A 25,564-nucleotide genomic window follows, 5' to 3' on the forward strand; every position below is an offset into this window, starting at 1 on the left:
GAGGACGATTGCCATGAGCAAATACAAGGGAATTCTGCTGGCCGGTGGCTCCGGTACCCGTTTGCACCCCATTACCCTGGGCGTGTCCAAACAGTCGCTGCCGATCTACGACAAGCCCATGATCTACTATCCGCTGTCCGTGCTGATGCTGGCCGGTATTCAGGAAGTCCTGATCATCTCGACGCCGGCCGACCTGCCCGGCTTCCAGCGGATGCTCGGTGACGGCAGCCACTTTGGCATGCAGCTGAGCTATGCCGAGCAGCCCAGTCCGGACGGCCTGGCTCAGGCCTTCATCATCGGTCGCGAATTCGTCGGCGATGACAACGTCTGCCTGGTCCTGGGCGACAACATCTTCTACGGTCAGCGCTTCAGCGAGACGCTGCTCAAGGCGGCGAGCGTGGAGAAGGGCGCCACCGTCTTCGGCTACTACGTGGCCGACCCCGAGCGCTTCGGTGTGGTCGAGTTCGACGAGCAGGGCAAGGCCCTGAGCATCGAAGAGAAGCCCAAGAAGCCGAAATCCAACTACGCCGTTACCGGTCTGTATTTCTACGACAACGACGTGCTGGACATCGCTGCCAACATTAAGCCGTCGCCCCGCGGCGAGCTGGAAATCACCGACGTCAACAACGAGTACCTGCGCCGTGGCTCGCTGAACGTTTCCCTGCTGGGTCGTGGTTTCGCCTGGCTGGATACCGGTACCCACGATGCCCTGCTGGAAGCCGGCCATTTCGTCCAGACCATCGAGAAGCGCCAGGGCCTGAAGGTCGCCTGCCTCGAAGAGATCGCCTTCCAGAAAGGCTGGATCACCTGCGAGCAGATGGCATTGCAGGCCGAAGCCCTGAGCAAGACCGGCTACGGCCAGTACCTGGCCCGTTTGTGCAAGGAGCAGGACTGATGCAGGTCTTCGATACCGCGATCCCGGACGTCAAGCTGATCGAACCCAAGGTCTTCGGTGACGACCGCGGCTTCTTCCTGGAGTCCTTCCAGGCGGAGCGCTATGCCCAGCAGGCGGGGATCACCCTGGCCTTCGTCCAGGACAACCATTCGCGTTCCGCCCGGAACGTGCTGCGTGGTCTGCATTTCCAGCGCAGCAAGCCGCAAGGCAAGCTGGTGCGCGTCGTGCGCGGCGAGGTGCTGGACGTGGCCGTCGACATCCGTCGCGGTTCGCCTACCTTCGGCAACGTGGTCGCCGAGATCCTCTCGGAAGACAACAAGCGCCAGCTCTGGATACCGCCGGGCCTCGCCCACGGCTTCGTGGTGCTGTCGGAAACCGCTGATTTTGAATACAAGTGCACAGATTATTACGATCCCTCTGATGAAGGGTCTTTGATCTGGAATGATCCGGATCTGAATATCGACTGGCGGGTAACGGATCCCATCCTGTCCGCCAAAGATGCACAAGGTCTTCGATTGGCGGAGCTGTATAGATGAAGATACTGGTTACCGGCGCGAACGGTCAGGTCGGACGTTGTCTGACCGACCGGCTTCAGCGTTCAGAACTGGCATGGGAGGCCCATGGACGTGCCACTCTGGATATCGCTGACGAAGGCTCGGTAACCAGCCATCTCGAGCGATTCGCGCCGGACGTCGTGATCAATGCGGCCGCCTACACGGCGGTCGACAAGGCCGAGCAGGAGCCGGAGATCGCCGCCCGTGGCAATATCGAAGGTCCCGCAGTTCTGGCCCAGGCCTGCGGCGCTGCCGGTATCGCGCTGCTGCATCTGTCCACCGACTATGTCTTCGACGGTACGGCGACCGAGCCCTACCAGGTCGAGGATCCAGTCAGCCCCTCCGGGGTCTACGGCATGACCAAGCTGGAAGGGGAGAATCGGGTGTTCTCCGCTTGCCCGCGCTCGGTGGTGCTGAGAACAGCCTGGGTATTCAGCGAACACTGCAACAACTTTCTCAAGACCATGCTGCGACTTGCCGCCGATCGCGACGAATTGCGCGTGGTCAGCGATCAGGTGGGTTGCCCGACCTATGCTGGCCATATCGCCGACGCCCTGTTGCAGATCGCCGTCCAGGCTAAGGCTCAGCCCGAGCAGGTGGCCTACGGGCTCTATCACTTCGGTGGCGACAGCGGCCTGAGCTGGTGCGACTTCGCGCGCTACATCATCGATGTCGGCCAGGAGCTGGGCATGCTGGAGCGCGCCCCGCTGATCACTGGCATCGCCACCTCCGAGTTTCCCACCCTGGCCAAGCGCCCAGCCTATTCCATGCTGGATTCCAGCGCCCTGGAGCAGCATTTCGCTATCCCGCCCAGCGACTGGCGCCAGGGTGTGCGCCAGACCCTACTGGCGCTCAGGACCGAGCGCGCCCAGGCAGGGTCGCTGGTGAGTTGACCGCCTGATCCTTTGCGTTAAGCTCCTCGAATCAAACAGCGGAACAGGGAGGTTCCTCTATGAGATTCATCTGGATAGTGACGTTGCTGGCCCTGCTCAGTCCCTGGGCGGGTGCTTGCGAGCCCAGCGCGATTGCCGCGACCAAACCTGCCGACCCGGCGCCGCTGAACATCAATGTCGCCGACGCCACCGCGCTGCAACGGCTGCGGGGTATCGGGGCGGTCAAGGCACAGGCCATCGTCGACCATCGCCAAGCCCATGGCGCCTTTGCCTCGGTGGACGAGCTGCTCGAGGTCAAGGGCATCGGCAAGGCCCTGCTGCAGCGTAACCGCGAACTCCTCAGCGTCGACTGATTCTCGGCAAACTTTAACCGGTTCTCGGCACCTTTTTACCAAGCCATTGTTTTAGCTGGATTTTTAGGATCTGGCACAGGCATTGCTCTATCTCTGACACGAGTGGGTACGGCGTCAATTTCCCGTGCCAGAGGAGCAGAGCAAAATGGTTCAAGGTGTCGAGTTCAATCGGTTGATGCTGGAAATGCGCTCCATGCAGACCGAAGCCATGGCCCGGTCGAAAGCCGTCGCAGCGCCTGCTGCCGGCGCAGAGCAGGTCCAGGGTCCGAGCTTCGCCGACATGCTCAGCAAGGCCGTGGGCTCCGTCAACGAGACCCAGCAGACCGCCGGCGAGATGGCCAAGGCCTTCGAGCTGGGTCAGGGTGGCGTCGACCTCACTCAAGTCATGATCGCTTCGCAGAAGGCCAGCGTCTCCGTGCAGGCCTTGACCCAGGTACGCAACAAGTTCGTGCAGGCGTACCAAGACATCATGCAAATGTCGATTTGAGGACGGTCTAGAAAATGGCTGACGCTCTTACCAACGCCCCCGTCCCCACGACCAAGCCCGAGGCTGAAGACAAGCCCAAGAAGTCGCTGCTGGGTCTCAGCTTTCTCGACAACCTGGCCGACATGCCGCTGCTGCGGCAGATGGGGCTGCTGATCGGCCTCGCCGCCAGCGTCGCCCTGGGTTTCGCCGTGGTGCTCTGGACCCAGCAGCCGGACTATCGGCCGCTGTACACCAGCATGAATGGTCTCGACGCCAATCAGGTGCTGCAGGCCCTGGGTGCGGCCGACATCGGCTACAAGGTCGATCCGAATTCCGGCGCCCTGCTGGTCAAGTCCGATGACATTGGCCGCGCGCGCATGAAGATGGCCGCGGCTGGCATCACCGCCAATGATGGCAACGTCGGCTTCGAACTGCTGGACAAGGAGCAGCCGCTGGGCACCAGCCAGTTCATGGAAGCGGCCAACTATCGTCGTAGCCTGGAGGGCGAACTGGCCCGCACTATCTCCAGCCTCAACAACATCAAGGGTGCCCGGGTGCACCTGGCGATTCCGAAGAGTTCGGTGTTCGTCCGTGACGAGCGCAAGCCGAGTGCTTCGGTGCTGGTCGAGATGTACGCCGGTCGTACCCTGGATGCCGGTCAGGTCATGGCCATCATCAACCTGGTCGCTACCAGCGTGCCGGAGCTGGACAAGTCCCAAGTCACCATCGTCGACCAGAAGGGGCAATTGCTGTCCGATCAGCAGAATCTTTCCGAGCTGTCGATCGCTGGCAAGCAGCTGGACTATACCCGCAAGATGGAAGGCTCCCTGACCCAGCGCGTGCAGAACATCATGCAGCCGGTGCTCGGCAACGGCCGCTTCAAGGCCGAGGTGGCCGCCGACGTGGACTTCAACGCCGTGGAGTCGACGTCGGAGCAGTTCAACCCGGATCAACCTGCGCTACGTAGCGAGCAGCAGAACAGCGAGCAACGTCAGACTTCCGGCGGCGGCGCCCAGGGTGTGCCCGGTGCACTGTCCAACCAGCCGCCCGGTCCGTCCTCGACCCCCGAAAAGGCCGGTGCCCAGGGTGGCGGCGCGAACTACATCGCTCCGGGCCAGCCGCTGCGCGACGCCAACGACCAGTACATCTATGACAGCAAGACCAGCCTGCCGGCGACCCTGCCGTACCCGACCGACAAGCGTGAGCAGAACACCCGTAACTACGAGCTGGACCGCAGCATCAGCTATACCCGTCAGCAGCAGGGTCGTCTGCGTCGGCTTTCCGTCGCGGTGGTGCTGGACGATCAGGTCAAGGTCGATGCGACCGGCAAGGTCAGCCATCAGCCCTGGACCCCCGAAGACCTGGCTCGCTTCACCCGCCTGGTGCAGGATGCCGTGGGCTTCGACGCCAGCCGTGGCGACAGCGTGAGCGTGATCAACGCACCCTTCGCACCGGTGCAGCAGGAAGAGATCGAGAGCATTCCCTTCTACCAGCAGCCCTGGTTCTGGGGGGTGATCAAGCAGGCCCTCGGCGTCCTCTTCATCCTGGTGCTAGTCTTTGGGGTGCTGCGTCCGGTGCTGAAGAATCTGTCCGGCGGCAACACCAAGGACGCCGCCGCCCTGGCCGCTGCCGGTGGTGCCGGGGCCCTGGGTGCCGGTGGTCTGGATGGCCTGTCGGACGATCTGGCCGACGACAAGGTGAGCCTGGCCGGTCCTGCACCGCTGTTGCTGCCGAGTCCGAGCGAGGGCTATGACGCTCAACTGACCGCCATCAAGCAGCTGGTCAACGATGATCCGGGCCGTGTCGCCCAGGTAGTGAAGGATTGGATCAATGGCGACGAATGAAGCGCAACTTTCCAAGGTAGAGAAGGCCGCGATCTTCCTCCTGTCGCTGGGCGAAGCCGATGCCGCGCAGATCCTGCGCCACATGGGGCCCAAGGAGGTGCAGAAGGTCGGTACCGCCATGGCCCAGATGCGCAACGTCAACCGCGAGCAGGTCGAGCGGGTGCTGGGCGACTTCATCGAGGTGGTGGGCGATCAGACCAGTCTGGGCGTGGGCGCCGACGGCTACATCCGCAAGATGCTCACCCAGGCCCTGGGCGAAGACAAGGCCAGTGGCTTGATCGACCGCATCCTGCTGGGCGGCAACACCAGCGGCCTGGACAGCCTGAAGTGGATGGAGCCGCGCGCCGTAGCCGACGTTATTCGCTATGAGCACCCGCAGATCCAGGCCATCGTGGTGGCCTACCTGGATCCCGACCAGGCCGCCGAGGTGCTCGGGCACTTCGATCACAAGGTGCGCCTGGACATCGTCCTGCGCGTCTCCTCGCTGAACACCGTGCAACCGGCGGCGCTCAAGGAACTCAACCTCATCCTGGAGAAGCAGTTCTCCGGCAGCGCCAGCACCACCCGTACCGCTCTGGGCGGCGTGAAACGCGCCGCCGACATCATGAACTACCTGGACAGCTCGGTCGAAGGCCCGCTGATGGAGGCGATCCGCGACGCGGACCAGGATCTGTCGGGGCAGATCGAGGACCTGATGTTCGTCTTCGACAATCTGGCCGACGTCGACGATCGTGGCATCCAGGCGCTCTTGCGCGAGGTGTCTTCCGATGTGCTGGTGCTGGCGCTCAAGGGCGCCGACGACGGCATCAAGGAGAAGTTCTTCCGCAACATGTCCAAGCGCGCGGCGGAACTGCTGCGCGACGATCTGGAGGCCAAGGGCCCGGTGCGGCTCTCCGAGGTGGAGGGGGCGCAGAAGGAGGTGCTCGCCGTTGCCCGCCGCATGGCCGACGCCGGCGAGATCGTCCTCGGTGGCAAGGGTGGCGAGGAAATGGTCTGACGGCTTGCAAGGATTGGCCTGTGCTTTGCTAAGGTCTGGTCAGTAGCGGTTTTCTGACGGACAGGTAATGAGCAAAGAAGCGGCAAGCGAACTGATCAGAGCGCGGGACCTGGAAGCCTTCGATGTCTGGCGCCTGCCAGCCTTCGACAGCTTCGACGAGCCCGAGGTGATCCCAGCGCCCACCGCTGCCGAGCCCGAGGCCCAGCCGGAACCCCAGATCGAAGAGGTGCCAGTCGAAGAGGTCCAGCCGATCACCCTCGAAGAGCTGGAGGCGATCCGCCAGGAGGCCTACAACGAAGGCTTCGTCACCGGCGAGCGCGACGGCTACCATGCCGGCCAGCTCAGGGCGCGCCAGGAGGCCGAGGCGGCGCTGACCGCCCGGCTGGCCAGCCTGGAAACCCTGATGAGCCATCTGCTCGATCCCATCGGCGAGCAGGACCAGGCCCTGGAAGCCGGCATGGTGCAGCTGGTCCGGCACATCACCCGCGAGGTCATCCAGCGCGAACTCACGCTAGACTCTAGTCAGCTGGGTCAGGTGGTGCGCACGGCGCTGAAGCTACTGCCCATGGGGGCCGAGAACATCCGTATCCAGGTCAGCCCCCAGGACTTTGAATTGATGAAGGCCCTGCGCGATCGCCACGAGGAAAAATGGCGCATCCTCGAAGACGAGACCCTGATGCCCGGCGGCTGCCGGATCGAGACCGAGAGCAGCGTCATCGATGCCAGCATCGAGACCCGTCTGACCCAGGCCCTGACCCAGCTGGCCGAACAGCAGCGCCACCAGGCGACCCAGCCCCAGGAAGCCGATCTGCACATCGACATCGAGGATGCCTCCCATGCGTCTTGAGCGTCTGAGTTTCGAACGCCGCCTCAGCGGTTACGATGAAGCCATCCGGGTCGAGCAGCAGCCGGTGATCGAAGGCCGCCTGTTGCGCATGGTCGGTCTCACCCTGGAGGCCGAAGGCCTGCGCGCCGCCGTTGGCAGTCGTTGCCGGTTGATCAATGGCGGTGGCTACCAGCCCGTGGAAGTCGAGGCCGAGGTGATGGGCTTCAACGGCAACAAGACCTTTCTCATGCCGGTGGGCAGCCTGGCCGGCATCGCCCCCGGCGCCCGGGTGGTGCCCGTGCCGGATACCGGCCGCCTGCCCATGGGGATGTCCATGCTCGGCCGCGTCCTGGATGGCCTGGGCAATGCCCTGGACGGCAAGGGCCGCATGCGTGCCGAAGACTGGGTGCCCATGGACGGTCCCACCATCAACCCGCTCAAGCGCGAACCCATCAGCGAGCCCCTGGACGTTGGCATCCGCAGCATCAACGGTTTGTTGACGGTAGGTCGCGGCCAGCGTCTCGGCCTGTTCGCCGGTACCGGCGTGGGCAAGAGCGTGCTGCTCGGCATGATGACCCGGCTGACCAAGGCCGAGATCATCGTGGTCGGGCTGATCGGCGAACGGGGTCGCGAGGTGAAGGAATTCATCGAGCACATCCTTGGCGAGGAGGGCATCAAGCGGGCCGTGGTCGTGGCTTCGCCGGCGGACGATGCACCCCTGCTGCGCCTGCGCGCGGCCATGTACTGCACCCGCATCGCCGAATACTTTCGCGACAAGGGCAAGAACGTGCTCCTGCTGATGGATTCCCTGACCCGCTATGCCCAGGCGCAGCGGGAGATCGCCCTGGCCATCGGCGAGCCGCCGGCGACCAAGGGCTACCCGCCGTCGGTGTTCGCCAAGCTGCCGCGCCTGGTGGAGCGGGCCGGCAACGCAGAAAAAGGTGGGGGTTCGATCACGGCGTTTTATACTGTGCTCTCGGAAGGCGACGACCAGCAGGATCCCATCGCCGACTCGGCGCGTGGCGTGCTGGATGGTCACTTCGTGCTGTCGCGGCGGCTGGCCGAGGAAGGGCACTATCCGGCGATCGACATCGAGGCGTCCATCAGCCGGGTCATGCCCCAGGTGGTCAGCCCGGAGCATCTGCGCAACGCCCAGCGCGTCAAGCAGCTCTGGTCGCTCTATCAGCAGGCCAAGGACCTGCTCAGTGTCGGTGCCTATGTACCCGGCGGGAATGCCGACACCGATCTGGCGATCGCCCGCTATGCGCCTATGCAGCAGTTCCTGCGTCAGGGCCTGCGCGAGAGCGAATCGCTGGAGCAGAGTTCCGCCAATCTCCAAGCCGTATTGGGAGGCTGATAGATCATGAAAGGCAGAGCCGAACGTCTGGGGCCGGTGGTGGAGATGAGCGAGCGCGACGAGCGCGACGCCGCCCAGCGCCTGGGGCAGTGCCAGCAGCAGCTGGCCCAGGCCGAGTTCAAGCTGGGGGAATTGCAGCGCTATCGCGAGGATTACCAGCAACGGCTGGTGGTCAACGGCAGCCGTGGTGTCACCGGACAATGGCTGATCGGCTATCAGCGTTTTCTCAGCCAGCTGGAAGAGGCGATTGGCCAACAGGAGCGTAACGCCCAGTGGCACCGCGACGTGGTGGCCAAGGCGCGCACCCAGTGGCAGGAGCGTTATGCTCGTCTCGAAGGCCTGCGCAAGCTGGTCGAGCGCTATCGCCAGGAGCAGCGCCTGGTCGAGGACAAGCGCGAGCAGAAACAGATGGACGAATACGCCCAGCGGGCCCGTTCGACCTATATCTAGCCCCGACCTCGACGCTCGTTCCTTGTCTTCCCGTCAGTGAGAATGCCGATGTTTTCCCACCACCTCGATCCGGATACGCTCGCCACCCTGCGCGACTGCATGGAGGAGGAATACGTCGACCTCATCGAAACCTTTCTGCTCGACTGCGAAGAGCGTATCGCCGAGCTCAAGCGTAGCGTGATCGGTGGTGATGCCGAGCAGGTTCGTCAGCTGGCGCACAGCTTCAAGGGCAGTGCCGGCAACATGGGCGCAGCGCCTCTGGCGCAGCTGTGTCGGGAGGTGGAGGAGGGCGCTCGGCGGCGGGCCTCCACCGCCGAGCTGGCCATGGGCATCTCCGCCATGGAGCGCGAATTCGCCATTGTCCGCATCCTGTTCAAAGTCGAGCGGCAACGCTACGCCGGCTGACTCGTCAAAGCGCTGGCGTTTGCGGCTGGCGCGTAACTTGCTAGGTATCCGAAAACCCGTCGTTCGGAGCTCTCCATGGCAGTCGTGCCCGATTTCCTTCTGAATACCGCCACCTCTCCAGCCGCTACCGGCAGAGCTGCGGCCAAGACCCCTTCCCAGGACCGCCCGGCGACGCAGGAGCGGTTCGCCGACGTCTTTGCCCAGGAGCAGCCGCGGGAGCCGGCGCGCAGCGAAAAGCCGCGCGATACCAGCGATAGCAAGGCGCCCAGCCAGGCGCGCAAGAACGAATCCGGGCGTGCCCGGGATGCCGATGACCGGACGCCACGCGCTGCTGATGACGACCGCACGGCGGACGCCAAGCCCCAGGCCGACAGCACCGCCAAGGGCGGCGAGCAGTCGGCAGCCGCCGCCGACGACAGCGGCAAGGCCTTGCCGGTGGCCAAGGACGAAGACGCCAAGGCGCCGCTCGATGCGGTACTGGATCCGCTGTTCATGTTCGGTATGACCGGTCAGCTCCCGCAGCCGGTAGCCGTGCCGGTGGCGACCGCCCAGGCCCCGACCGGGACGACTGCCGAAGCGACCACCACCGCCACCGCTACCGAGACCCCTGATCCGACAGCGGTGCTGGGCGGCGCCTTGGCCTCTGCCATTCCGGGAACCGCCACGGGAGTGGCGGCTGGCGCAACGGCCACCGCGACCAAGACCGGCGAGCAGCAGGCGCCGGACGCCGGCTTAGCGCAACTGCTGGGTCAGCTGCCTCAGGCTCAGGGTGATGCCAACAAGGCCGCCAACAACCTGGCAGCAACGCAGCTGCAGGGGCTGTTGCCAGGGGATGGTACGCCCGCCCCCGCAGCGGATCAGGCGGCCAGCGCTGCGCTGGTCGCGGTCTTGGATCAGGGGGATGGCCAGGACGCGGCGGTACCGAGCAAGGCCGAGGCCTTTGCCGATAAACTCACCTCCCTGTCGCAAGCGCTCAGTACGCCCGCGGCGACGGCTCGCCCGGTCACCGCCACGGTGCCTGGCCAGCCGCTCAGTCCGCAAGCCGGCAACTTCAGCGAGGCGGTGGTCGACAAGGTCATGTGGATGTCCAGCCAGAATCTCAAGACCGCCGACATCCAGATGGAGCCGGCGCAACTGGGCAAGCTGGAGGTGCGCATCGACATGACCCAGGACCAGACCCAGGTCACCTTCGCCAGCCCCCACGCCGACGTGCGCGAGGCCCTGGATAATGGCAGCCAGCGGCTGCGCGAACTCTTCGCCCAGCAGGGCATGAACCTGGCCAACGTCAACGTCTCCGACCAGTCGTCCGGTCAGGCCTGGCAGCAGTCGCAGCAGGGTGGCCAGGACGACGGCTCGCGTCGGGGTCGAGGCGGTGTGGCAGGTGGTGGTGAGGAAGAAGCGGTGGCGAACGTCGCCGAAACGCGCGGCTCGGCCACGCTCGCGGCGCGCAGTCTGGTCGACTACTACGCGTGACAGGCCGCCGGCTGCCAGGTGACAGCCTCGGCCGCACCTGCTATATCCCCTTCGTATCAATAGGTTAGCTGCGTCACCCCGCAAGGGTGACGGGCAGCACAGGATTCGGTCGAGTACTTATGGCGAAGAAGCAGGCCCCTGCGGCAGAGGGTGCAGCCGCAGAAGGCAAGGGCAAGGGCAAGCTCAAACTCATCATCATCATCGTCGTGGCCCTGCTGCTGGTCATCGGGGCCTCGGTGGGTGCGACCTGGTTCCTGCTCGGCAAGAAGAGCGCAGAACCCGAGCACGCCGCGCCGGCCGCGCCGGCGGCACCGGTGCATCTCGCCGCGGTCTACCAGGCGCTGGTGCCAGCCTTCGTGGTCAACTACAACGCCGAGGGTCGTCAGCGCTACATGCAGGTCACGGTCACCCTGATGGGGCGCGACCAGGGGCAGATGGATGCGCTCAAGGCGCAATTGCCGCAGGTCCGCAACCAGCTGGTGATGCTGTTTTCTGGCCAGGACTTCAACAGTCTCCTTACCCCGGTGGGCAAGGAGATGCTGCGCCAGCAGGCCACCAGCAAGGTTCAGGAGCTGGCGAAGAAACTGACCGGCCAGACTGCCATCGAACAGGTATTGTTCACCAATCTCGTCCTGCAATAGGTAACACCATGGCCGTGCAAGATCTGCTCTCTCAGGATGAAATCGATGCCCTGCTGCACGGGGTCGACGATGGCATCGTCGAGACCGAGACCGATGCCGAGCCGGGCACCATCAAGGGCTATGACCTCACCAGCCAGGATCGCATCGTCCGCGGACGCATGCCGACGCTGGAGATGATCAACGAACGCTTCGCCCGCTATACGCGGGTCAGCATGTTCAACCTGCTGCGGCGTTCGGCGGACGTCTCCGTGGGCGGGGTGCAGGTTACCAAGTTTGGCGAGTACATCCATTCGCTATACGTCCCCACCAGCCTCAACATGGTCAAGATGAAGCCACTGCGCGGCACTGCGCTGTTCATCCTCGATGCCCGGCTGGTATTCAAGCTGGTGGACAACTTCTTTGGCGGTGACGGCCGCCACGCCAAGATCGAAGGCCGGGAATTCACCCCCACCGAACTGCGCGTGGTGCGCATGGTGCTCGACCAGTGCTTCGTCGACCTTAAGGAAGCCTGGGGCGCCATGCTCGACTGCCAGTTCGAATACATGAACTCCGAGGTCAACCCGGCGCTGGCCAACATCGTCAGCCCCAGCGAAGTGGTGGTGGTGAGCACCTTCAACATCGAACTGGATGGCGGTGGCGGCGAACTGCACGTGACCATGCCCTATTCGATGATCGAGCCGATCCGCGAAATGCTCGACGCCGGTTTCCAGTCGGACGTGGACGATCAGGACGAACGCTGGGTCAAGGCCCTGCGCGAGGACCTACTCGATGTGCGCGTGCCGCTGGAGGCGACGGTTGTCCGGCGCCAACTCAAACTCCGCGATATCCTCAACATGCAGCCCGGCGACGTGATTCCGGTAGAAATGCCGGAGGAGATGCTCATGCGAGCCAACGGCATGCCCACCTTCAAGGTCAAGATGGGCGCACGCAAGGGCAACCTGGCCCTGCAGATTCTCGAACCGGTCAGCCGCGGCCGCTGAGCGACAACCGTTTTCTTGTCCGGGCCTAGGCCCGGCGTAGCACGAGACCCAGACGATGGCAGACAACCCCGAAGAACAAGCCCTGGCGGATGAGTGGGCTGCGGCCCTGGTTGAGGCCGGCGACGCCAGCCAGGACGACATCGACGCCCTCATGGCCCAGGGTACCCAGGTCGAAACCCCCAAGCCGCCCAAGGCGCCGGTAGAAGAATTTGGTCAGAGCAGTGGGGGGTTGGCGGTGAGCGGCATGGAAGGTCCCAACCTGGATGTGATCTTGGACATCCCAGTGACCATCTCCATGGAGGTCGGCCACACCGATATCTCCATCCGCAACCTGCTGCAACTCAATCAGGGCTCGGTCATCGAGCTCGACCGTCTGGCTGGCGAACCGCTGGACGTGCTGGTGAATGGTACGCTGATCGCCCATGGTGAGGTGGTGGTGGTGAACGAGAAATTCGGGATCCGCCTGACCGACGTCATCAGCCCCACGGAACGTATCAAGAAGCTGCGGTGATCCATGAAGAGTCTGCTCCTGCCGCTGGGTCTCCTGCCCCTGACCGCGCGTGCTGCCGAAGCCACTTCACCGGGGCTGGATGTGGGGGCCCAGCTCGGCCAGCTGCTGCTCGGCCTGCTGCTGGTGATCGCGCTGATTCTCGGTCTGGCCTGGCTGGTGCGCCGGGTACAGCAGCAGGGGCCACGCGGCCAGCAGCTGATCAAGGTGATCTCCACCCAGCACCTGGGGCCGCGCGAGCGGCTGGTACTGGTGCAGGTCGGTCAGGAGCAGTTGCTGATCGGCGTCGCCGGGGGGCGCATCACGCCGTTGCACAGTCTGCGCGAGCCGGTGCGGCTCGGCGAGACGGAAGCGCCGGCCCCGGAATTCGCCCAGCGCCTGCTGGAACTCATCAGCCGCGATCCCAAGGCGAAACCATGACCCCTTTGCGTCTACCGGCCGGCTTGGGACGTACCCTGGGCTGGTTGCTGGGACTGGCCGTGCTGCTGTTCGCGCCCCTGGCGCTGGCGCAGCAGGCCGGGCAGGCCAATCCGCTGTCGATTCCCGCCATCACCCTGAGTACCAATGGCGAGGGGCAGCAGGAGTATTCGGTCAGCCTGCAGATCCTGCTGATCATGACGGCGCTGAGCTTCATCCCGGCGTTCGTCATGTTGATGACCAGCTTTACCCGCATCGTCATCGTCTTCGCCATCCTGCGCCAGGCGCTGGGGCTGCAGACCACGCCGTCCAACCAGGTGCTGGTGGGTATGGCGCTGTTTCTCTCGCTGTTCATCATGGCGCCGGTGTTCGACCGTATCAACACCACCGCCGTGCAGCCCTATCTCAACGAGCAGCTCAGTGCCCAGGATGCCATCGCCCGGGCCCAGGTGCCGATGAAGGACTTCATGCTGGGACAGACCCGGCAATCGGACCTGGAGCTGTTCATGCGGCTGTCCAAGCGCACCGACATCCCCAGCGCCGATCAGGCACCGCTGTCGATCCTGGTGCCGGCCTTCGTCACCTCCGAACTCAAGACCGCCTTCCAGATCGGCTTCATGATCTTCATTCCCTTCCTGGTCATCGATCTGGTGATCGCCAGCGTGCTGATGGCCATGGGCATGATGATGCTGTCGCCGATGATCATCTCCCTGCCGTTCAAGCTGATGCTGTTCGTGCTGGTGGATGGCTGGGCATTGATCATGGGCACCCTGGCCAGCAGCTTCGGCACCGTCTAGCGGTGCCCCCTTTGCGTGGAGAAGCGAAATGACCCCTGAAGTCGCCGTCGACCTGTTCCGCCAGGGTCTCTGGCTCACCGCGCTGCTGGTAACGGTGCTGGTGGTGCCGAGTCTGATCGTCGGTTTGATCGTGGCGGTCTTCCAGGCGGCGACCCAGATCAACGAACAGACCCTGAGCTTTCTGCCACGCCTGATCGTCACCCTGTTGACGCTGATCGTCCTGGGGCCCTGGATGATCAGGCAGTTGATGGAATTCATCCAGACCTCGGTCGCCAACATCCCGCGGCTGATCGGCTAGGCCATGCTGGCCCTCAGCGACGCGCAGATCGGCGGCTGGGTCGGCAGCTTCCTGTTTCCGCTGTTTCGCATCGCCGCGCTACTGATGACCATGCCGATCATCGGCACCACCCTGGTCCCGGTGCGGGTGCGGATGTACCTGGCTCTGGCCTTGAGCCTGGTGCTGGTACCGACCCTGCCACCGATGCCTCAGGTGGACGCCATCAGTCCCCAGGCGCTGCCATTGATCGTCGAGCAGATCCTCATCGGCGCGGTGATGGGGTTCAGTCTGCAGCTGTTCTTCCATGTCTTCGTGGTGGCGGGGCAGATCATTTCCACTCAGGCGGGCCTGAGCTTCGCGTCCATGATCGATCCGGTCAACGGCGCCTCGGCCCCGGTCATGGGGCAGTTCTTCACCATGCTGGTGACGCTGCTGTTCCTGGCCATGAACGGTCATCTGGTGGTGTTCGAGATCCTCGCGGAAAGCTTCGTCACCCTGCCGGTGGGCGATACCCTGAGCGTCGAGCACTTCTGGCAGGTCGCCGGACGACTGGGCTGGGTCCTGGGCGCCGGCGTCCTGCTGGTGCTGCCGGCCATCACCGCGCTGCTGGTGGTCAATATCGCCTTTGGCATCATGACCCGCGCCGCACCGCAGCTAAACATCTTTTCCGTCGGCATGCCGCTGATCGTGGTGCTGGGCATGGTCATTGTCTGGCTCGGTACCGCCGATATCCTCTCTCATTATGAAAGTCTCGCCAGCGAGGCGCTGCGATGGCTGCGCGAACTCGCCCGAGCCCGCTAGGAGATACGCCACATGGCTGAATCCGATGGCGAAGACCGCACAGAAGACCCCACGGAGAAACGCAAGCGTGATTCCCGGGAGGAAGGCCAGCTCCCGCGATCACGCGAACTCGGTACGGTGGCGGTCATGCTCTCGGGAGTCGGCGGCCTGCTGATGTATGGCGCCTTTCTGGGCGGCAAGCTGCTGGAGGTGATGCGCAGCAACTTCTCCCTGCGGCGCGAAGAGGTCATGGACGAGCGCTTCATGGGCACCTTCCTGCTGGCCTCGGGCAAGGCCGCGATGATCGGGATGCTGCCGATGATCGTCCTGGTGGTGATCGCCGCCATCATCGGTCATATTGCCCTGGGCGGCTTCCTGTTCTCCGGCAAGATGCTGGCGCCCAAGCCGAGCCGGATGAATCCCATGTCCGGCATCGCCCGGATGTTTTCCAAGAATTCCCTGGTGGAATTGCTCAAGGCCCTGGGCAAGTTCTTCATCATCCTCGGCGTGTCGGTACTGGTGCTGATGAGCGAGCGCACGGCACTGTTGCAGATCGCCAAGCTACCGACCGAGCAGGCGCTGCTGCACAGCATGCAGGTGGTGGGGCATGCCACCCTGCTGCTGGCCCTGGGATTGCTGATCATTGCCGCCGTGGACGTGCCCTTTCAGATCTTCAGCAATCGCAAGAAGCTGATGATGACCAAGCAGGAGATCAAGGACGAGTACAAGGACAGCGAGGGCAAGCCGGAGGTCAAGGGCAAGATCCGCCAGATGCAGCGAGAGATGGCGCAGCGGCGGATGATGGCCGAGGTGCCCAATGCCGATGTGGTCATCACCAACCCCACCCACTTCGCCGTGGCGCTCAAGTACGACGCGGCCAAGGGCGGGGCGCCCGTGCTGGTGGCCAAGGGCAGCGATTTCACCGCGCTGAAGATCCGCGAGATCGCCCAGGAGCACCAGGTCTCGCTGCTGGAGTCGCCGGGACTGGCGCGGGCGGTGTATTTCTCAACCGAGGTGGATCAGGAGATTCCGGCCGGTCTCTACGTCGCCGTGGCTCAGGTCCTGGCCTATGTCTATCAGCTCCGGCAGTTCCGTGCGGGTCGCGGGCGCAAGCCCAAGCTGTCCGATCTGCCCATCCCGCCAGATTTGCGGCGGGATGAGGAGGGGAAGGCGCCTACTTGATGACGCCGCAGGCGACACGGGCGCCGCCACCGCCCAGGGGTTTGGGCTGGTCGGAGTAGTTGTCGCCACCGGCATGCACCATCAACGCATGCCCCTTGATCTCTTCCAGACGTTTCAGCCGCGGCGCCAGTACCGGCTGGGTGGCCTGGCCGTCGGCGGTCACATAGAGCGCCGGCAATTCGCCCAGGTGACCGTCGTCCGACCAGGGCGCGCTGTGCTTGCCGGTATTGCGTGGATCCAGGTGGCCGCCCGCGGCGCCCCCGGCGGTCAGGGTGCCGTTCACCTCGGCCGCGCCGCAGTTGGGCTTGGTATGGACGTGGAAGCCGTGGATGCCGGGCTCCAGGCCCTTGAGGTCGGGGGTAAAGACCAGACCGTACTTGGAGCGGGTCACCTGCACGCTGCCGACGCTTTCGCCTACACCGTCGGTGGTGACCTTGTTCAGCGGGATCGTCAGGGATTCGGCCGCCTGGGCGGTACCGACCAGGCAGGTGGCCAACAGCGTTGCGGTCCAGATTTTCATGGTGATGTTCCTCGGATAGGCGCGCTAGCGCGGGTCCCTAGACAGACTCATGGCCTGTGCCCGCGGTTCAGCCAGCGGCTCAGGCGATCAGTAACCAGTCCTGTATCACCCCAGGAAAAATCTCGCTGATTCAACGCCTTGAGCAGTTGGCCCGGAGCTTGCTCAAGCCCTTGCGAACAGTGCGCTGCGTCAACTTTCCGTGACGACGGCACCGGCAAGCGAGGAATGGGTGTGAAAGTCGACAAATCCCTGATGATGGGCAACATGCGTGGTCTGGCGCGCGGCAACCTGGGCGTGCCACTAGCCGTCCTGGCGATGCTCGCCATGATGACCCTGCCGATGCCGCCGTTCCTGCTGGACGTGCTGTTCACCTTCAACATCGCCCTGTCGATCGTGGTCCTGCTGGTCAGCGTCTATGCCCTACGGCCGCTGGATTTCGCGGTCTTCCCAACCATTCTGCTGGTTTCGACCCTGCTGCGCCTGGCGCTGAACGTGGCCTCGAGCCGCGTGGTGCTGCTGCATGGCCAGGACGGCCACGACGCCGCGGGCAAGGTCATCCAGGCCTTCGGCGAGGTGGTGGTCGGCGGTAACTACGTGGTCGGTGCGGTGGTGTTCGCCATCCTCATGATCATCAACTTCGTGGTGGTGACCAAGGGTGCCGGCCGCATCTCCGAGGTGTCGGCGCGCTTCACCCTGGACGCCATGCCCGGCAAGCAGATGGCCATCGACGCCGATCTCAATGCCGGCATCATCGACCAGGCCGAAGCCAAGAAGCGCCGGACCGAAGTGGGCCAGGAAGCCGACTTCTACGGTTCCATGGACGGTGCCAGCAAGTTCGTCCGCGGTGACGCCGTCGCTGGGCTGCTGATCCTCTTCATCAACCTCATCGGCGGCATGGCCATCGGCATGGCCCAGCACGGTCTGCCGTTCGGCGAAGCGGCGCGTATCTACGCCCTGCTGACCATCGGTGACGGCCTGGTCGCCCAGGTTCCCTCGCTGCTGCTGTCGGTCGCCGCCGCCATCATGGTGACCCGGGTGTCCTCGTCGGAAGACATGGGCCAGCAGGTCAATCGTCAGATGTTCGCCTCGCCCAAGGCGCTGGCGGTCTCAGCCTTCATCATCATCGCCATGGGCCTGGTTCCGGGCATGCCGCACCTGCCGTTCCTCGGCCTGGGCGGCGGCGCCGCCGCCGGTGCCTGGCTGATCCACAAGCGCCAGCGTCAGGCCAAGCAGACCGCCGAGGTCGAAGCCAAGAAGCAACAGGACCTGGCCCCCGTGCAGCGCCCGGCCGAGGCCAAGGAGCTGGGCTGGGACGACGTGACCCCGGTGGACATGGTCGGTCTGGAAGTCGGCTACCGGTTGATCCCCATGGTCGATCGCAACCAGGGTGGCCAGCTGCTGGCGCGGATCAAGGGCGTGCGCAAGAAGCTGTCCCAGGACCTCGGTTTCCTCATGCCGTCGGTACACATCCGCGACAACCTGGACCTGCTGCCCAACGCCTATCGTCTGACTCTTATGGGGGTGAGCGTGGCCGAAGCCGAGATCTATCCCGATCGTGAGCTGGCCATCAACCCCGGCCAGGTCTATGGCACCCTCAATGGCGTCGCCGCCAAGGATCCGGCATTCGGTCTGGAGGCCGTCTGGATCGACGTCACCCAGCGCGACCAGGCCCAGTCCCTCGGTTACACCGTGGTCGACGCCAGTACCGTGGTCGCCACCCACCTCAACCAGGTGCTCTTCAAGCACGCCCACGAGCTGATCGGCCACGAGGAAGTCCAGCAATTGCTGCAGGTGCTGGCCAAGAGCTCGCCCAAGCTGGCCGAAGAACTGGTGCCCGGCATCGTCTCCCTGTCGACCCTGCTCAAGATCCTCCAGCAGCTGTTGCAGGAGCAGGTACCAGTCCGTGACATCCGTACCATCGCCGAAGCCATCGCCAATGTTGGGCCACGGAGTCAAGATCCCGCCGCCATTGCCGGTGCCGTGCGCGTCGCCCTGTCCCGCGCAATCGTCCAGAACATCGTAGGAATGGAGCCTGAGCTGCCTGTTATCACCCTTGAGCCAAGGTTGGAACAGATGTTGCTAAGTAGTATGCAGAAGGCCGGTCAAGGCGCCGAGGACGGCATGTTCCTCGAACCTGGCATGGCCGAAAAACTGCAGCGTTCCCTCGTCGAGGCGGCGCAGCGTCAGGAAATGATGGGTAAGCCAGTGGTGCTGCTGGTAGCCGGTGCGATCCGCGGGATGATGTCCCGCTTCGCCCGGATGGCGGCACCGAACATGAGTGTGCTGGCCTACCAGGAAATTCCGGACAACAAGCAGGTCACCATCGTCGCTACCGTTGGCCAGAATGGCTGAGGTCTAGATCATGCAAGTCAAACGTTTCTTCGCCGCCGATATGCGTCAAGCCATGAAGCTGGTACGCGACGAGCTGGGCCCGGACGCTGCCATCCTCAGCAACCGCCGGGTCGCCGGCGGGGTCGAGCTGACCGCGGCGCTGGACTACCAGGCTCCGGCACCGGCCGCGCCCAACGCGGAGCTGCAGGCGGAGTTGCGCAAGACCCATGCGAAGATCGCCCAGGCCCATGCCGACCTCAGTATCCGTGCGCCGGGCGTCCCCTCGGCCGCGCCGAAGGACAAGCAACTGCTCGGCGCCATCAGCGCCGCCGACAGCCGCCGCGAGCCGGTGATCGCGCCGCCGCGTGCCCCCCAGCCGGCCGCCGCCGCGCCTGCCGCCAGTGCCGCGCCGGAAGACCGGCGTGCCCTGGAAGCCATGCGCAGCGAGCTCAGCGGCCTGCGTGAACTGCTGGAAGTCCAGCTCGGCTCCATGGCCTGGACTCAGGTACAGTCCACTCGTCCGCAGCAGGCTGGCCTCTGGCGTCGCCTGCAGCGCATGGGCCTGCCGGCCGATCTGGCCCGGCACCTGCTCGACAGCGTGGCCAAGATCCAGGATCCGCGCCATGCCTGGCGCATGCTGCTGGCCAACTTCGCCCAGCTGGCCAAGACCACCGACGCCAAGATCCTGGAGGAGGGCGGTGTCGTCGCCTTCGTCGGTCCGGCCGGCATGGGCAAGACCACCACCCTGGCCAAGCTCGCCGCCAATTACGTGCTCAAGTACGGCCCCCAGAGCCTGGCGCTGGTCAGCATGGACAGCTTCCGCATCGGTGCCCAGGAGCAGATCAAGACCCTGGGCCGCATCCTCGACGTGCCCGTCACCCTGGTCGATCCTGGCCAGTCCCTGGCACAGGCCCTGGCCCCCCTGGCGCGCAAGCGCCTGGTGCTGATCGACACCGCGGGCATGCCCGCCAACGATCCGGCGCTCAAGGCGCAGCTCGAAGCCCTGGCCAACCGCCAGCTGAAGATTCGCAACTACCTGGTGCTGGGCGTCACCAGCCAGAGCCAGGTGCTCAAGGCGGCCTACCATAGCTATCGGCGCTGCGGCCTGAGCGGCTGCGTGCTGACCAAGCTGGACGAAGCCGCCAGCCTCGGCGAAGCCCTGGGCCTGGCCATCAGCCAGCGCCTGCCGGTGGCCTACATCGCCGACGGCCCGCGCATTCCGGACGACCTGCATCCGGCGCGCAGCCACCAGTTGGTAAGCCGCGCCGTGAGCCTGCAGGCACCCGAGGAGCCGAGCGAAGAAACCATGGCTGGCATGCTGGCCGGCCTGTATCAGAGCAATGCCCGCCGCGCCGGTTAGCGCAGACGAACGGTAGTGGTGCATCGCATGCCTGGGCACGCCAAATGCACTTGGTCTAAAGTGTGACGGATTTCAATCAAAGGTATCAGGCAATGGGTAGCATGCATCCCGTCCAAGTCATAGCGGTCACGGGCGGTAAAGGCGGTGTCGGCAAGACCAACGTGTCGGTCAACCTGGCCTTGGCCCTGGCCGATATCGGGCGGCGCGTCATGCTGCTCGACGCCGACCTGGGCCTTGCCAACATCGACGTTCTGCTCGGCCTGTCGCCCAAGCGCACCCTGGCCGACGTCATCTCCGGCGAGTGCGAGCTGCGCGACGTGCTGCTGCACGGCCCGGGCGGCATCCGCATCGTCCCGGCGGCCTCGGGCACCCAGGCGATGGTCAATCTGACGCCGGCCCAGCACGCCGGCCTGATCCAGGCCTTCAGCGACATCAGCGAGAACCTCGACGTGCTCATCGTCGATACCGCTGCCGGCATTGGCGATCAGGTGGTCAGCTTCGTTCGCGCCGCCCAGGAAGTCCTGGTGGTGGTGTGCGACGAACCCACCTCCATCACCGACGCCTACGCCCTGATCAAGCTGCTCAATCGCGACCATGGCGTCACCCGGTTCCGGGTTCTGGCGAACATGGCGCTGACGCCCCAGGAAGGTCGCAATCTCTTTGCTAAGCTGACCAAGGTGACCGACAGATTCTTGGATGTCGCCCTGCAATACGTGGGCGCCATTCCGTTCGATGAGGCGGTGCGCAAAGCCGTGCAGAAGCAGCGCCCCGTGTTTGAAGCCTTTCCGCGTGCCAAGGCCTCGCTGGCCTTTCGTGCGGTGGCCCAGAAAGTCGATGGCTGGCCGCTGCCCGCCAATCCGCGCGGCCATCTCGAGTTCTTTGTCGAGCGCCTTGTGCAACCAGCCATCGGTACCCACGCATGACAGCATCCAGCGGGCTTCGCATGTACAGCAAAACCTCGGAACGTACCCAGCAGGAGCAACTCATCAACCGCTATGCGCCGTTGGTGAAACGCATCGCCTACCACCTCCTGGCACGTCTGCCGGCCAGCGTGCAGGTCGAGGACCTGATGCAGGCCGGCATGATCGGGCTGCTGGAGGCCTCGCGCAAATATGACGCCGGCAAGGGCGCCAGCTTCGAGACCTACGCTGGCATCCGCATCCGCGGCGCCATGCTCGACGAGGTGCGCAAGGGGGACTGGGCGCCGCGCTCGGTGCATCGCAACACGCGCATGGTCACCGACGCCATTCGTGCAGTGGAAGCGCGCACCGGTCGCGACGCTAAAGATTCCGAGGTCGCGGCCGAACTTAAATTGAGTCTGGATGAGTACTACGGCATCCTTGGCGACACCATGGGGAGTCGCCTGTTCAGTTTCGACGACCTCATGGAGGGTGGTGAGCATGGGCTCGAGGAGAGCGGTTCGCATGAACTCGAGCCCGGTCGCGGTCTGGAAGATCAGCGCTTCCGCAAGGCCCTGGCCGACGCCATCGCCAATCTTCCGGAGCGTGAACGTCTGGTGCTCTCGCTATATTACGACGAGGAACTCAACCTCAAGGAAATCGGCGAGGTATTGGGCGTGAGCGAGTCACGCGTCTGCCAGCTTCACAGTCAATGCGCGGCACGCCTGCGGGCGCGGCTGGCGGAATGGCGTTCGCGTTAACCGGATGGTACTCAGGCTACTACGATTGCTTAGACGCGCCTCATGGCGTGTGTGCGGATTAGGACGGAGGTCGACTTGGACAAGAACATGAAAATCCTCATCGTGGACGATTTTTCCACGATGAGACGCATCATCAAGAATTTGCTGCGCGATCTGGGATTTACCAATACCGCCGAAGCAGACGACGGCAACACCGCACTGCCGATGTTGCAGAGCGGCAACTTCGATTTTCTCGTCACCGACTGGAACATGCCTGGCATGACCGGCATCGACCTGCTGCGTCAGGTCCGCGCCGACGCGCGGCTGAAGACCTTGCCGGTGCTGATGGTGACCGCCGAAGCCAAGCGCGAGCAGATCATCGAGGCCGCTCAGGCCGGCGTGAACGGCTATGTGGTCAAGCCTTTCACCGCCCAGGTGCTGAAAGAAAAGATCGACAAGATCTTCGAGCGGGTGAACGGCTGAAGAAAGCCGCGGGGACGTTATGGATCAGCTTGGCTCCACCAGCTTCAGCGACTTCGAGTCGAATCTCAAACAGCACGCCCAAGAGTTGGTGAAATGCCTGGAAAGCGGCGATTTCACCCAGGCCGTGCATGTCATCAACGAGCTCAATCAACTGCGTGACCGGGGGCTCTACCAGGAAGTCGGCAAGCTGACCCGCGAACTGCACAACGCCATCGTCAACTTCGAGATCGATCCGCGCGGCATGGCCGGCGAAGAGGTCTCCCAGATCAGCGATGCCACCGATCGTCTCTCCTACGTGGTGAAGATGACCGAGAACGCCGCCAACCGGACCATGGATCTGGTGGAGGAGAGTGCCCCGCTGGTAGGTAACTTCGGTGACGAAGCCCGCGCCGTGCATGCCGACTGGAAGAAGTTCATGCGCCGGGAAATGGGCGCGGACGAATTCCGCGAGTTGGCCAAGCGCGTCGATGCCTTCCTCAGCCACAGCGAGAGCAGCGCCGAACAACTGTCGTCCAAGCTCAACGACATCCTCCTGGCGCAGGATTACCAGGACCTCACCGGTCAGGTGATCAAACGCGTGGTCAACCTCGTCGGGCAGATCGAGAAAGACCTCGTCAAGCTGGTGATGATGGCCAGCCAGGTCGATCGCTATACCGGCTTCAGTCACGATCACACCGCGCTGATCGAACAGAATCGAAAAGAAAAGACGATGAAGGGTGAAGGTCCGCAGATTCATGCCGATAAGCGTGAAGACGTCGTGGCCGCTCAGGTCGACGTCGACGATCTTCTATCCAGTCTGGGCTTCTGACCCAGACCCTCTTGGGGAGTGCAGGAATGAGCTTCGACGCCGATGAAGAAATCCTCCAGGATTTCCTGGTAGAGGCCGGCGAGATTCTCGAACAGTTGTCCGAACAATTGGTCGAGCTGGAAAGCCGCCCGGATGACATGGATCTGCTGAACGCCATTTTCCGTGGCTTCCATACCGTAAAGGGCGGTGCCGGTTTCCTGCAGCTCCATACCCTGGTCGAGTGCTGCCATATCGCGGAAAACGTATTCGACATCCTGCGCAAGGGCGAACGCCGCGTGGATGCCGAGCTGATGGATGTGGTGCTGCAGGCACTGGATTCCGTCAACGAGATGTTCGGTCAAGTCCGTGAACGCGAAGAGCCGACTCCGGCCTCGCCTGAATTGCTGGCGGCCCTGGCCCGCCTGGCCGAGCCCGCTGGCAGCGAGCCGGCGCCGGTCCCGGCTGCGCCCGTGGCTGCCACCCCGGTCGTGGCCGCAGCGCCCGCGCCGACCGCCCCGGCGGCCGCCGAGCCGGAGTTGAGCGATGCCGATTTCCAGAATCTGCTCGATGCCCTGGGCAGCGAGCCGAGCGCGGCAGCGGCAACGCCTGCGGCCACCAGTGGCGACGACATCACCGATGACGAATTCGAGGCCCTGCTCGATCAGTTGCATGGCAAGGGCAAGTTCAACGAGGCACCGGCCGCCGCGCCGATTGTCGCTGCGGCTCCTGCCGTGGCAGCGGCTGGTGGCGACGACATCACCGACGACGAGTTCGAGGCTCTGCTCGACGAATTGCACGGCAAGGGCAAGTTCGTCGCGGACGAGGCCGCGGCACCGGTTGCAGCAGCGCCTGCTGCGGCGGCTCCAGCCGCCGCGACGGGTGGTGACGAGATCACCGACGACGAATTCGAATCCCTGCTCGACGAATTGCACGGCAAGGGCAAGTTCAGTGGTCCCGCGGCAGCCGCGGAAGTGGTAGCCGCCCCGGTAGCCGCTGCGCCGGCACCGGTGGCCGCACCTCAGCCGGCGGCTCCCGCACCTGCGCCGAAGCCGGCGCCGGTGGCCGAGGCCGCGGCGCCCAAGCCTGCGGTGGCGGCAGCGCCTGCCGAGCGTCCCACCAGCGAGGCGGAGACCACCGTGCGGGTCGACACCGCGCGGTTGGACGAGATCATGAACATGGTCGGTGAACTGGTGCTGGTGCGTAACCGCCTGGTCCGCCTGGGCCTGAACAGCGGCGATGAGGCCATGGCCAAGGCCGTGTCCAACCTCGACGTGGTCACCGCCGACCTGCAGACCTCGGTCATGAAGACCCGGATGCAGCCGATCAAGAAGGTCTTTGGCCGCTTCCCGCGCCTGGTCCGTGATCTGGCGCGCAGTCTGAAGAAAGAGATCAACCTGGAGCTGGTGGGCGAAGAAACCGACTTGGACAAGAACCTGGTCGAGGCCCTGGCCGATCCGCTGGTGCACCTGGTGCGCAACGCGGTCGATCACGGCATCGAAGGCCCTGCCGAGCGAGAAGAGAACGGCAAGTCCCGCGCCGGACGGGTGGTGCTCTCCGCCGAGCAGGAAGGCGACCACATCCTCCTGTCGATCTCCGACGACGGCAAGGGCATGGACGCGGATCTGCTGCGCAACAAAGCAGTGGAGAAGGGCCTGCTCGACCGCGACGCGGCCGATCGTCTGACCGAGACCGAGTGCTTCAACCTGATCTTCGCTCCGGGTTTCTCCACCAAGGCCGAGATCTCCGACATCTCCGGCCGCGGCGTGGGCATGGACGTGGTCAAGACCAAGATCAGCCAGCTCAACGGTACCCTGAACGTCTACTCGACCAAGGGCCAGGGCTCCAAGATCGTCATCAAGGTACCCCTGACCCTGGCGATCATGCCGACGCTGATGGTGATGCTGGGCAACCAGGCCTTCGCCTTCCCGCTGGTCAACGTCAACGAGATCTTCCACCTCGACCTGTCCCGCACCAACGTGGTGGACGGCCAGGAAGTGGTGGTGGTGCGCGACAAGGCGCTGCCGCTGTTCTACCTCAAGCGCTGGCTGGTGCCCAATGCGGCCCATGTGGAGCAGGGGGAAGGGCATGTGGTGATCCTCTCGGTGGGCACCCAGCGCATTGGCTTCGTGGTCGATCAGCTGGTGGGCCAGGAAGAGGTGGTCATCAAGCCCCTCGGCAAGATGCTGCAGGGAACGCCCGGCATGTCTGGGGCGACCATCACCGGCGACGGGCGCATCGCGCTCATCCTCGATGTGCCCAGCATGCTCAAGCGCTACGCCCGTCGCGGGCTCTGAGTCGGCCAGGTACGAGCGGCGTCGGGCCCGTGCCCGGCGCCATCGGGTGGCCTGC

General features: G+C 64.4%; 28 protein-coding genes. 27 read left to right on the forward strand and 1 reads right to left on the reverse strand.

What is annotated here, in order from left to right; genetic code table 11:
- The first annotated feature begins 13 nt into the window (after window positions 1–13).
- The 20 genes from rfbA (at window position 14) to flhB (ending at window position 16,095) form a co-directional block, all read left to right on the forward strand.
- Entirely contained in the window at window positions 14–895 is an 882-nt protein-coding gene (gene rfbA / locus LRS53_RS02130) for a glucose-1-phosphate thymidylyltransferase RfbA (protein ID WP_007160390.1), read from the forward strand.
- Complete coding sequence (gene rfbC, locus LRS53_RS02135; protein WP_017642065.1) at window positions 895–1,431, forward strand: dTDP-4-dehydrorhamnose 3,5-epimerase; 537 nt, start codon at window positions 895–897, stop codon at window positions 1,429–1,431. The genes rfbA and rfbC overlap by 1 nt, the downstream gene beginning before the upstream one ends.
- The gene (rfbD, locus tag LRS53_RS02140; RefSeq protein ID WP_231354784.1) at window positions 1,428–2,342 is read left to right on the forward strand and encodes a dTDP-4-dehydrorhamnose reductase; all 915 of its coding nucleotides are present in this window, start codon (window positions 1,428–1,430) and stop codon (window positions 2,340–2,342) included. The genes rfbC and rfbD overlap by 4 nt, the downstream gene beginning before the upstream one ends.
- A gap of 59 nt (window positions 2,343–2,401) precedes the next feature.
- Window positions 2,402–2,695 (forward strand): ComEA family DNA-binding protein, encoded by a 294-nt coding sequence (locus tag LRS53_RS02145; protein WP_064308330.1) that lies wholly within the window; start codon window positions 2,402–2,404, stop codon window positions 2,693–2,695.
- A gap of 145 nt (window positions 2,696–2,840) precedes the next feature.
- Window positions 2,841–3,182, forward strand: coding sequence for a flagellar hook-basal body complex protein FliE (gene fliE, locus LRS53_RS02150; RefSeq protein ID WP_017642068.1), 342 nt, complete (start codon window positions 2,841–2,843; stop codon window positions 3,180–3,182).
- A gap of 14 nt (window positions 3,183–3,196) precedes the next feature.
- Entirely contained in the window at window positions 3,197–5,005 is a 1,809-nt protein-coding gene (gene fliF, locus LRS53_RS02155; protein ID WP_231354785.1) for a flagellar basal-body MS-ring/collar protein FliF, read from the forward strand.
- Window positions 4,992–6,002 (forward strand): flagellar motor switch protein FliG, encoded by a 1,011-nt coding sequence (gene fliG / locus LRS53_RS02160; RefSeq protein ID WP_017642070.1) that lies wholly within the window; start codon window positions 4,992–4,994, stop codon window positions 6,000–6,002. Before fliF ends, fliG begins: the two co-directional genes overlap by 14 nt.
- Before the next feature lie 67 nt (window positions 6,003–6,069).
- The gene (fliH, locus tag LRS53_RS02165) at window positions 6,070–6,849 is read left to right on the forward strand and encodes a flagellar assembly protein FliH (protein WP_231354786.1); all 780 of its coding nucleotides are present in this window, start codon (window positions 6,070–6,072) and stop codon (window positions 6,847–6,849) included.
- Entirely contained in the window at window positions 6,839–8,185 is a 1,347-nt protein-coding gene (gene fliI / locus LRS53_RS02170) for a flagellar protein export ATPase FliI (RefSeq protein WP_231354787.1), read from the forward strand. Before fliH ends, fliI begins: the two co-directional genes overlap by 11 nt.
- A 6-nt stretch (window positions 8,186–8,191) precedes the next feature.
- Window positions 8,192–8,635 carry a flagellar export protein FliJ gene (fliJ, locus tag LRS53_RS02175; RefSeq protein ID WP_017642073.1) on the forward strand — a complete coding sequence of 148 codons (444 nt, stop codon included), beginning with the start codon at window positions 8,192–8,194 and terminating at the stop codon, window positions 8,633–8,635.
- A gap of 48 nt (window positions 8,636–8,683) precedes the next feature.
- Entirely contained in the window at window positions 8,684–9,040 is a 357-nt protein-coding gene (locus LRS53_RS02180; protein ID WP_231354788.1) for an Hpt domain-containing protein, read from the forward strand.
- 75 nt (window positions 9,041–9,115) lie between these two features.
- Window positions 9,116–10,513 carry a flagellar hook-length control protein FliK gene (locus LRS53_RS02185; protein WP_231354789.1) on the forward strand — a complete coding sequence of 466 codons (1,398 nt, stop codon included), beginning with the start codon at window positions 9,116–9,118 and terminating at the stop codon, window positions 10,511–10,513.
- Window positions 10,514–10,632: 119 nt separating this feature from the next.
- Window positions 10,633–11,154, forward strand: a complete 522-nt coding sequence (gene fliL / locus LRS53_RS02190; protein ID WP_017642076.1) for a flagellar basal body-associated protein FliL — start codon at window positions 10,633–10,635, stop codon at window positions 11,152–11,154.
- Window positions 11,155–11,162: 8 nt separating this feature from the next.
- On the forward strand, window positions 11,163–12,134 hold the full coding sequence (fliM, locus tag LRS53_RS02195) for a flagellar motor switch protein FliM (RefSeq protein ID WP_017642077.1): 972 nt from the start codon (window positions 11,163–11,165) through the stop codon (window positions 12,132–12,134).
- 55 nt (window positions 12,135–12,189) lie between these two features.
- Window positions 12,190–12,645, forward strand: coding sequence for a flagellar motor switch protein FliN (fliN, locus tag LRS53_RS02200; protein WP_017642078.1), 456 nt, complete (start codon window positions 12,190–12,192; stop codon window positions 12,643–12,645).
- A gap of 3 nt (window positions 12,646–12,648) precedes the next feature.
- The gene (fliO, locus tag LRS53_RS02205; protein ID WP_064308325.1) at window positions 12,649–13,062 is read left to right on the forward strand and encodes a flagellar biosynthetic protein FliO; all 414 of its coding nucleotides are present in this window, start codon (window positions 12,649–12,651) and stop codon (window positions 13,060–13,062) included.
- Complete coding sequence (gene fliP / locus LRS53_RS02210; protein WP_093254838.1) at window positions 13,059–13,856, forward strand: flagellar type III secretion system pore protein FliP; 798 nt, start codon at window positions 13,059–13,061, stop codon at window positions 13,854–13,856. Before fliO ends, fliP begins: the two co-directional genes overlap by 4 nt.
- Window positions 13,857–13,884: 28 nt before the next feature.
- Entirely contained in the window at window positions 13,885–14,154 is a 270-nt protein-coding gene (gene fliQ, locus LRS53_RS02215) for a flagellar biosynthesis protein FliQ (protein WP_017642081.1), read from the forward strand.
- Between the two features lie 3 nt (window positions 14,155–14,157).
- The gene (gene fliR / locus LRS53_RS02220) at window positions 14,158–14,934 is read left to right on the forward strand and encodes a flagellar biosynthetic protein FliR (protein ID WP_017642082.1); all 777 of its coding nucleotides are present in this window, start codon (window positions 14,158–14,160) and stop codon (window positions 14,932–14,934) included.
- Between the two features lie 12 nt (window positions 14,935–14,946).
- Entirely contained in the window at window positions 14,947–16,095 is a 1,149-nt protein-coding gene (gene flhB, locus LRS53_RS02225; protein ID WP_064308324.1) for a flagellar biosynthesis protein FlhB, read from the forward strand.
- Here the strand turns inward: flhB and sodC are convergent.
- Window positions 16,088–16,615, reverse strand: a complete 528-nt coding sequence (gene sodC, locus LRS53_RS02230) for a superoxide dismutase family protein (RefSeq protein WP_173149246.1) — start codon at window positions 16,613–16,615, stop codon at window positions 16,088–16,090. The genes flhB and sodC overlap by 8 nt on opposite strands.
- Window positions 16,616–16,840: 225 nt before the next feature.
- Between sodC and flhA the strand changes: the two genes are divergently transcribed.
- The 7 genes from flhA to LRS53_RS02265 all read left to right on the forward strand — a co-directional run bounded on the left by flhA (window position 16,841) and on the right by LRS53_RS02265 (window position 25,509).
- A complete protein-coding gene (gene flhA / locus LRS53_RS02235) occupies window positions 16,841–18,967 on the forward strand; it encodes a flagellar biosynthesis protein FlhA (protein ID WP_231354790.1) in 2,127 nt (708 codons plus the stop codon).
- A gap of 10 nt (window positions 18,968–18,977) precedes the next feature.
- Window positions 18,978–20,306, forward strand: a complete 1,329-nt coding sequence (gene flhF / locus LRS53_RS02240; protein WP_064308323.1) for a flagellar biosynthesis protein FlhF — start codon at window positions 18,978–18,980, stop codon at window positions 20,304–20,306.
- A 92-nt stretch (window positions 20,307–20,398) separates the two neighbouring features.
- On the forward strand, window positions 20,399–21,229 hold the full coding sequence (gene fleN / locus LRS53_RS02245) for a flagellar synthesis regulator FleN (protein ID WP_017642087.1): 831 nt from the start codon (window positions 20,399–20,401) through the stop codon (window positions 21,227–21,229).
- Window positions 21,226–21,966, forward strand: a complete 741-nt coding sequence (gene fliA / locus LRS53_RS02250) for an RNA polymerase sigma factor FliA (protein WP_026083964.1) — start codon at window positions 21,226–21,228, stop codon at window positions 21,964–21,966. The genes fleN and fliA overlap by 4 nt, the downstream gene beginning before the upstream one ends.
- Before the next feature lie 87 nt (window positions 21,967–22,053).
- Window positions 22,054–22,428 (forward strand): chemotaxis response regulator CheY, encoded by a 375-nt coding sequence (locus LRS53_RS02255; RefSeq protein WP_169853335.1) that lies wholly within the window; start codon window positions 22,054–22,056, stop codon window positions 22,426–22,428.
- Between the two features lie 19 nt (window positions 22,429–22,447).
- Window positions 22,448–23,236, forward strand: coding sequence for a protein phosphatase CheZ (locus LRS53_RS02260; RefSeq protein WP_017642089.1), 789 nt, complete (start codon window positions 22,448–22,450; stop codon window positions 23,234–23,236).
- Between the two features lie 26 nt (window positions 23,237–23,262).
- Window positions 23,263–25,509 carry a chemotaxis protein CheA gene (locus LRS53_RS02265; protein ID WP_231354791.1) on the forward strand — a complete coding sequence of 749 codons (2,247 nt, stop codon included), beginning with the start codon at window positions 23,263–23,265 and terminating at the stop codon, window positions 25,507–25,509.
- Window positions 25,510–25,564: the final 55 nt, after the last annotated feature.

The sequence above is a fragment of the Pseudomonas sp. PLB05 genome, from assembly GCF_021106615.1.
In the GTDB taxonomy this organism is placed as follows: Bacteria; Pseudomonadota; Gammaproteobacteria; order Pseudomonadales; family Pseudomonadaceae; genus Chryseomonas; species Chryseomonas benzopyrenica.

What these genes read in the sequence shown, in the direction of transcription:
- flhF (WP_064308323.1), top strand. Translation starts at nt 18,978, where the DNA reads ATGCAAGTCAAACGTTTCTTCGCCGCCGATATGCGTCAAGCCATGAAG.
- rfbA (WP_007160390.1), top strand. Translation starts at nt 14, where the DNA reads ATGAGCAAATACAAGGGAATTCTGCTGGCCGGTGGCTCCGGTACCCGT.
- fliJ (WP_017642073.1), top strand. Translation starts at nt 8,192, where the DNA reads ATGAAAGGCAGAGCCGAACGTCTGGGGCCGGTGGTGGAGATGAGCGAG.
- fliM (WP_017642077.1), top strand. Translation starts at nt 11,163, where the DNA reads ATGGCCGTGCAAGATCTGCTCTCTCAGGATGAAATCGATGCCCTGCTG.
- fliN (WP_017642078.1), top strand. Translation starts at nt 12,190, where the DNA reads ATGGCAGACAACCCCGAAGAACAAGCCCTGGCGGATGAGTGGGCTGCG.
- fliO (WP_064308325.1), top strand. Translation starts at nt 12,649, where the DNA reads ATGAAGAGTCTGCTCCTGCCGCTGGGTCTCCTGCCCCTGACCGCGCGT.
- sodC (WP_173149246.1), bottom strand. Translation starts at nt 16,615, where the DNA reads ATGAAAATCTGGACCGCAACGCTGTTGGCCACCTGCCTGGTCGGTACC.
- fliG (WP_017642070.1), top strand. Translation starts at nt 4,992, where the DNA reads ATGGCGACGAATGAAGCGCAACTTTCCAAGGTAGAGAAGGCCGCGATC.
- LRS53_RS02185 (WP_231354789.1), top strand. Translation starts at nt 9,116, where the DNA reads ATGGCAGTCGTGCCCGATTTCCTTCTGAATACCGCCACCTCTCCAGCC.
- fliF (WP_231354785.1), top strand. Translation starts at nt 3,197, where the DNA reads ATGGCTGACGCTCTTACCAACGCCCCCGTCCCCACGACCAAGCCCGAG.
- fliE (WP_017642068.1), top strand. Translation starts at nt 2,841, where the DNA reads ATGGTTCAAGGTGTCGAGTTCAATCGGTTGATGCTGGAAATGCGCTCC.
- LRS53_RS02260 (WP_017642089.1), top strand. Translation starts at nt 22,448, where the DNA reads ATGGATCAGCTTGGCTCCACCAGCTTCAGCGACTTCGAGTCGAATCTC.
- rfbC (WP_017642065.1), top strand. Translation starts at nt 895, where the DNA reads ATGCAGGTCTTCGATACCGCGATCCCGGACGTCAAGCTGATCGAACCC.
- fliL (WP_017642076.1), top strand. Translation starts at nt 10,633, where the DNA reads ATGGCGAAGAAGCAGGCCCCTGCGGCAGAGGGTGCAGCCGCAGAAGGC.
- fliA (WP_026083964.1), top strand. Translation starts at nt 21,226, where the DNA reads ATGACAGCATCCAGCGGGCTTCGCATGTACAGCAAAACCTCGGAACGT.
- flhB (WP_064308324.1), top strand. Translation starts at nt 14,947, where the DNA reads ATGGCTGAATCCGATGGCGAAGACCGCACAGAAGACCCCACGGAGAAA.
- LRS53_RS02145 (WP_064308330.1), top strand. Translation starts at nt 2,402, where the DNA reads ATGAGATTCATCTGGATAGTGACGTTGCTGGCCCTGCTCAGTCCCTGG.
- fliH (WP_231354786.1), top strand. Translation starts at nt 6,070, where the DNA reads ATGAGCAAAGAAGCGGCAAGCGAACTGATCAGAGCGCGGGACCTGGAA.
- LRS53_RS02265 (WP_231354791.1), top strand. Translation starts at nt 23,263, where the DNA reads ATGAGCTTCGACGCCGATGAAGAAATCCTCCAGGATTTCCTGGTAGAG.
- LRS53_RS02255 (WP_169853335.1), top strand. Translation starts at nt 22,054, where the DNA reads ATGAAAATCCTCATCGTGGACGATTTTTCCACGATGAGACGCATCATC.
- fliR (WP_017642082.1), top strand. Translation starts at nt 14,158, where the DNA reads ATGCTGGCCCTCAGCGACGCGCAGATCGGCGGCTGGGTCGGCAGCTTC.
- flhA (WP_231354790.1), top strand. Translation starts at nt 16,841, where the DNA reads ATGGGTGTGAAAGTCGACAAATCCCTGATGATGGGCAACATGCGTGGT.
- fleN (WP_017642087.1), top strand. Translation starts at nt 20,399, where the DNA reads ATGGGTAGCATGCATCCCGTCCAAGTCATAGCGGTCACGGGCGGTAAA.
- fliI (WP_231354787.1), top strand. Translation starts at nt 6,839, where the DNA reads ATGCGTCTTGAGCGTCTGAGTTTCGAACGCCGCCTCAGCGGTTACGAT.
- fliQ (WP_017642081.1), top strand. Translation starts at nt 13,885, where the DNA reads ATGACCCCTGAAGTCGCCGTCGACCTGTTCCGCCAGGGTCTCTGGCTC.
- fliP (WP_093254838.1), top strand. Translation starts at nt 13,059, where the DNA reads ATGACCCCTTTGCGTCTACCGGCCGGCTTGGGACGTACCCTGGGCTGG.
- LRS53_RS02180 (WP_231354788.1), top strand. Translation starts at nt 8,684, where the DNA reads ATGTTTTCCCACCACCTCGATCCGGATACGCTCGCCACCCTGCGCGAC.
- rfbD (WP_231354784.1), top strand. Translation starts at nt 1,428, where the DNA reads ATGAAGATACTGGTTACCGGCGCGAACGGTCAGGTCGGACGTTGTCTG.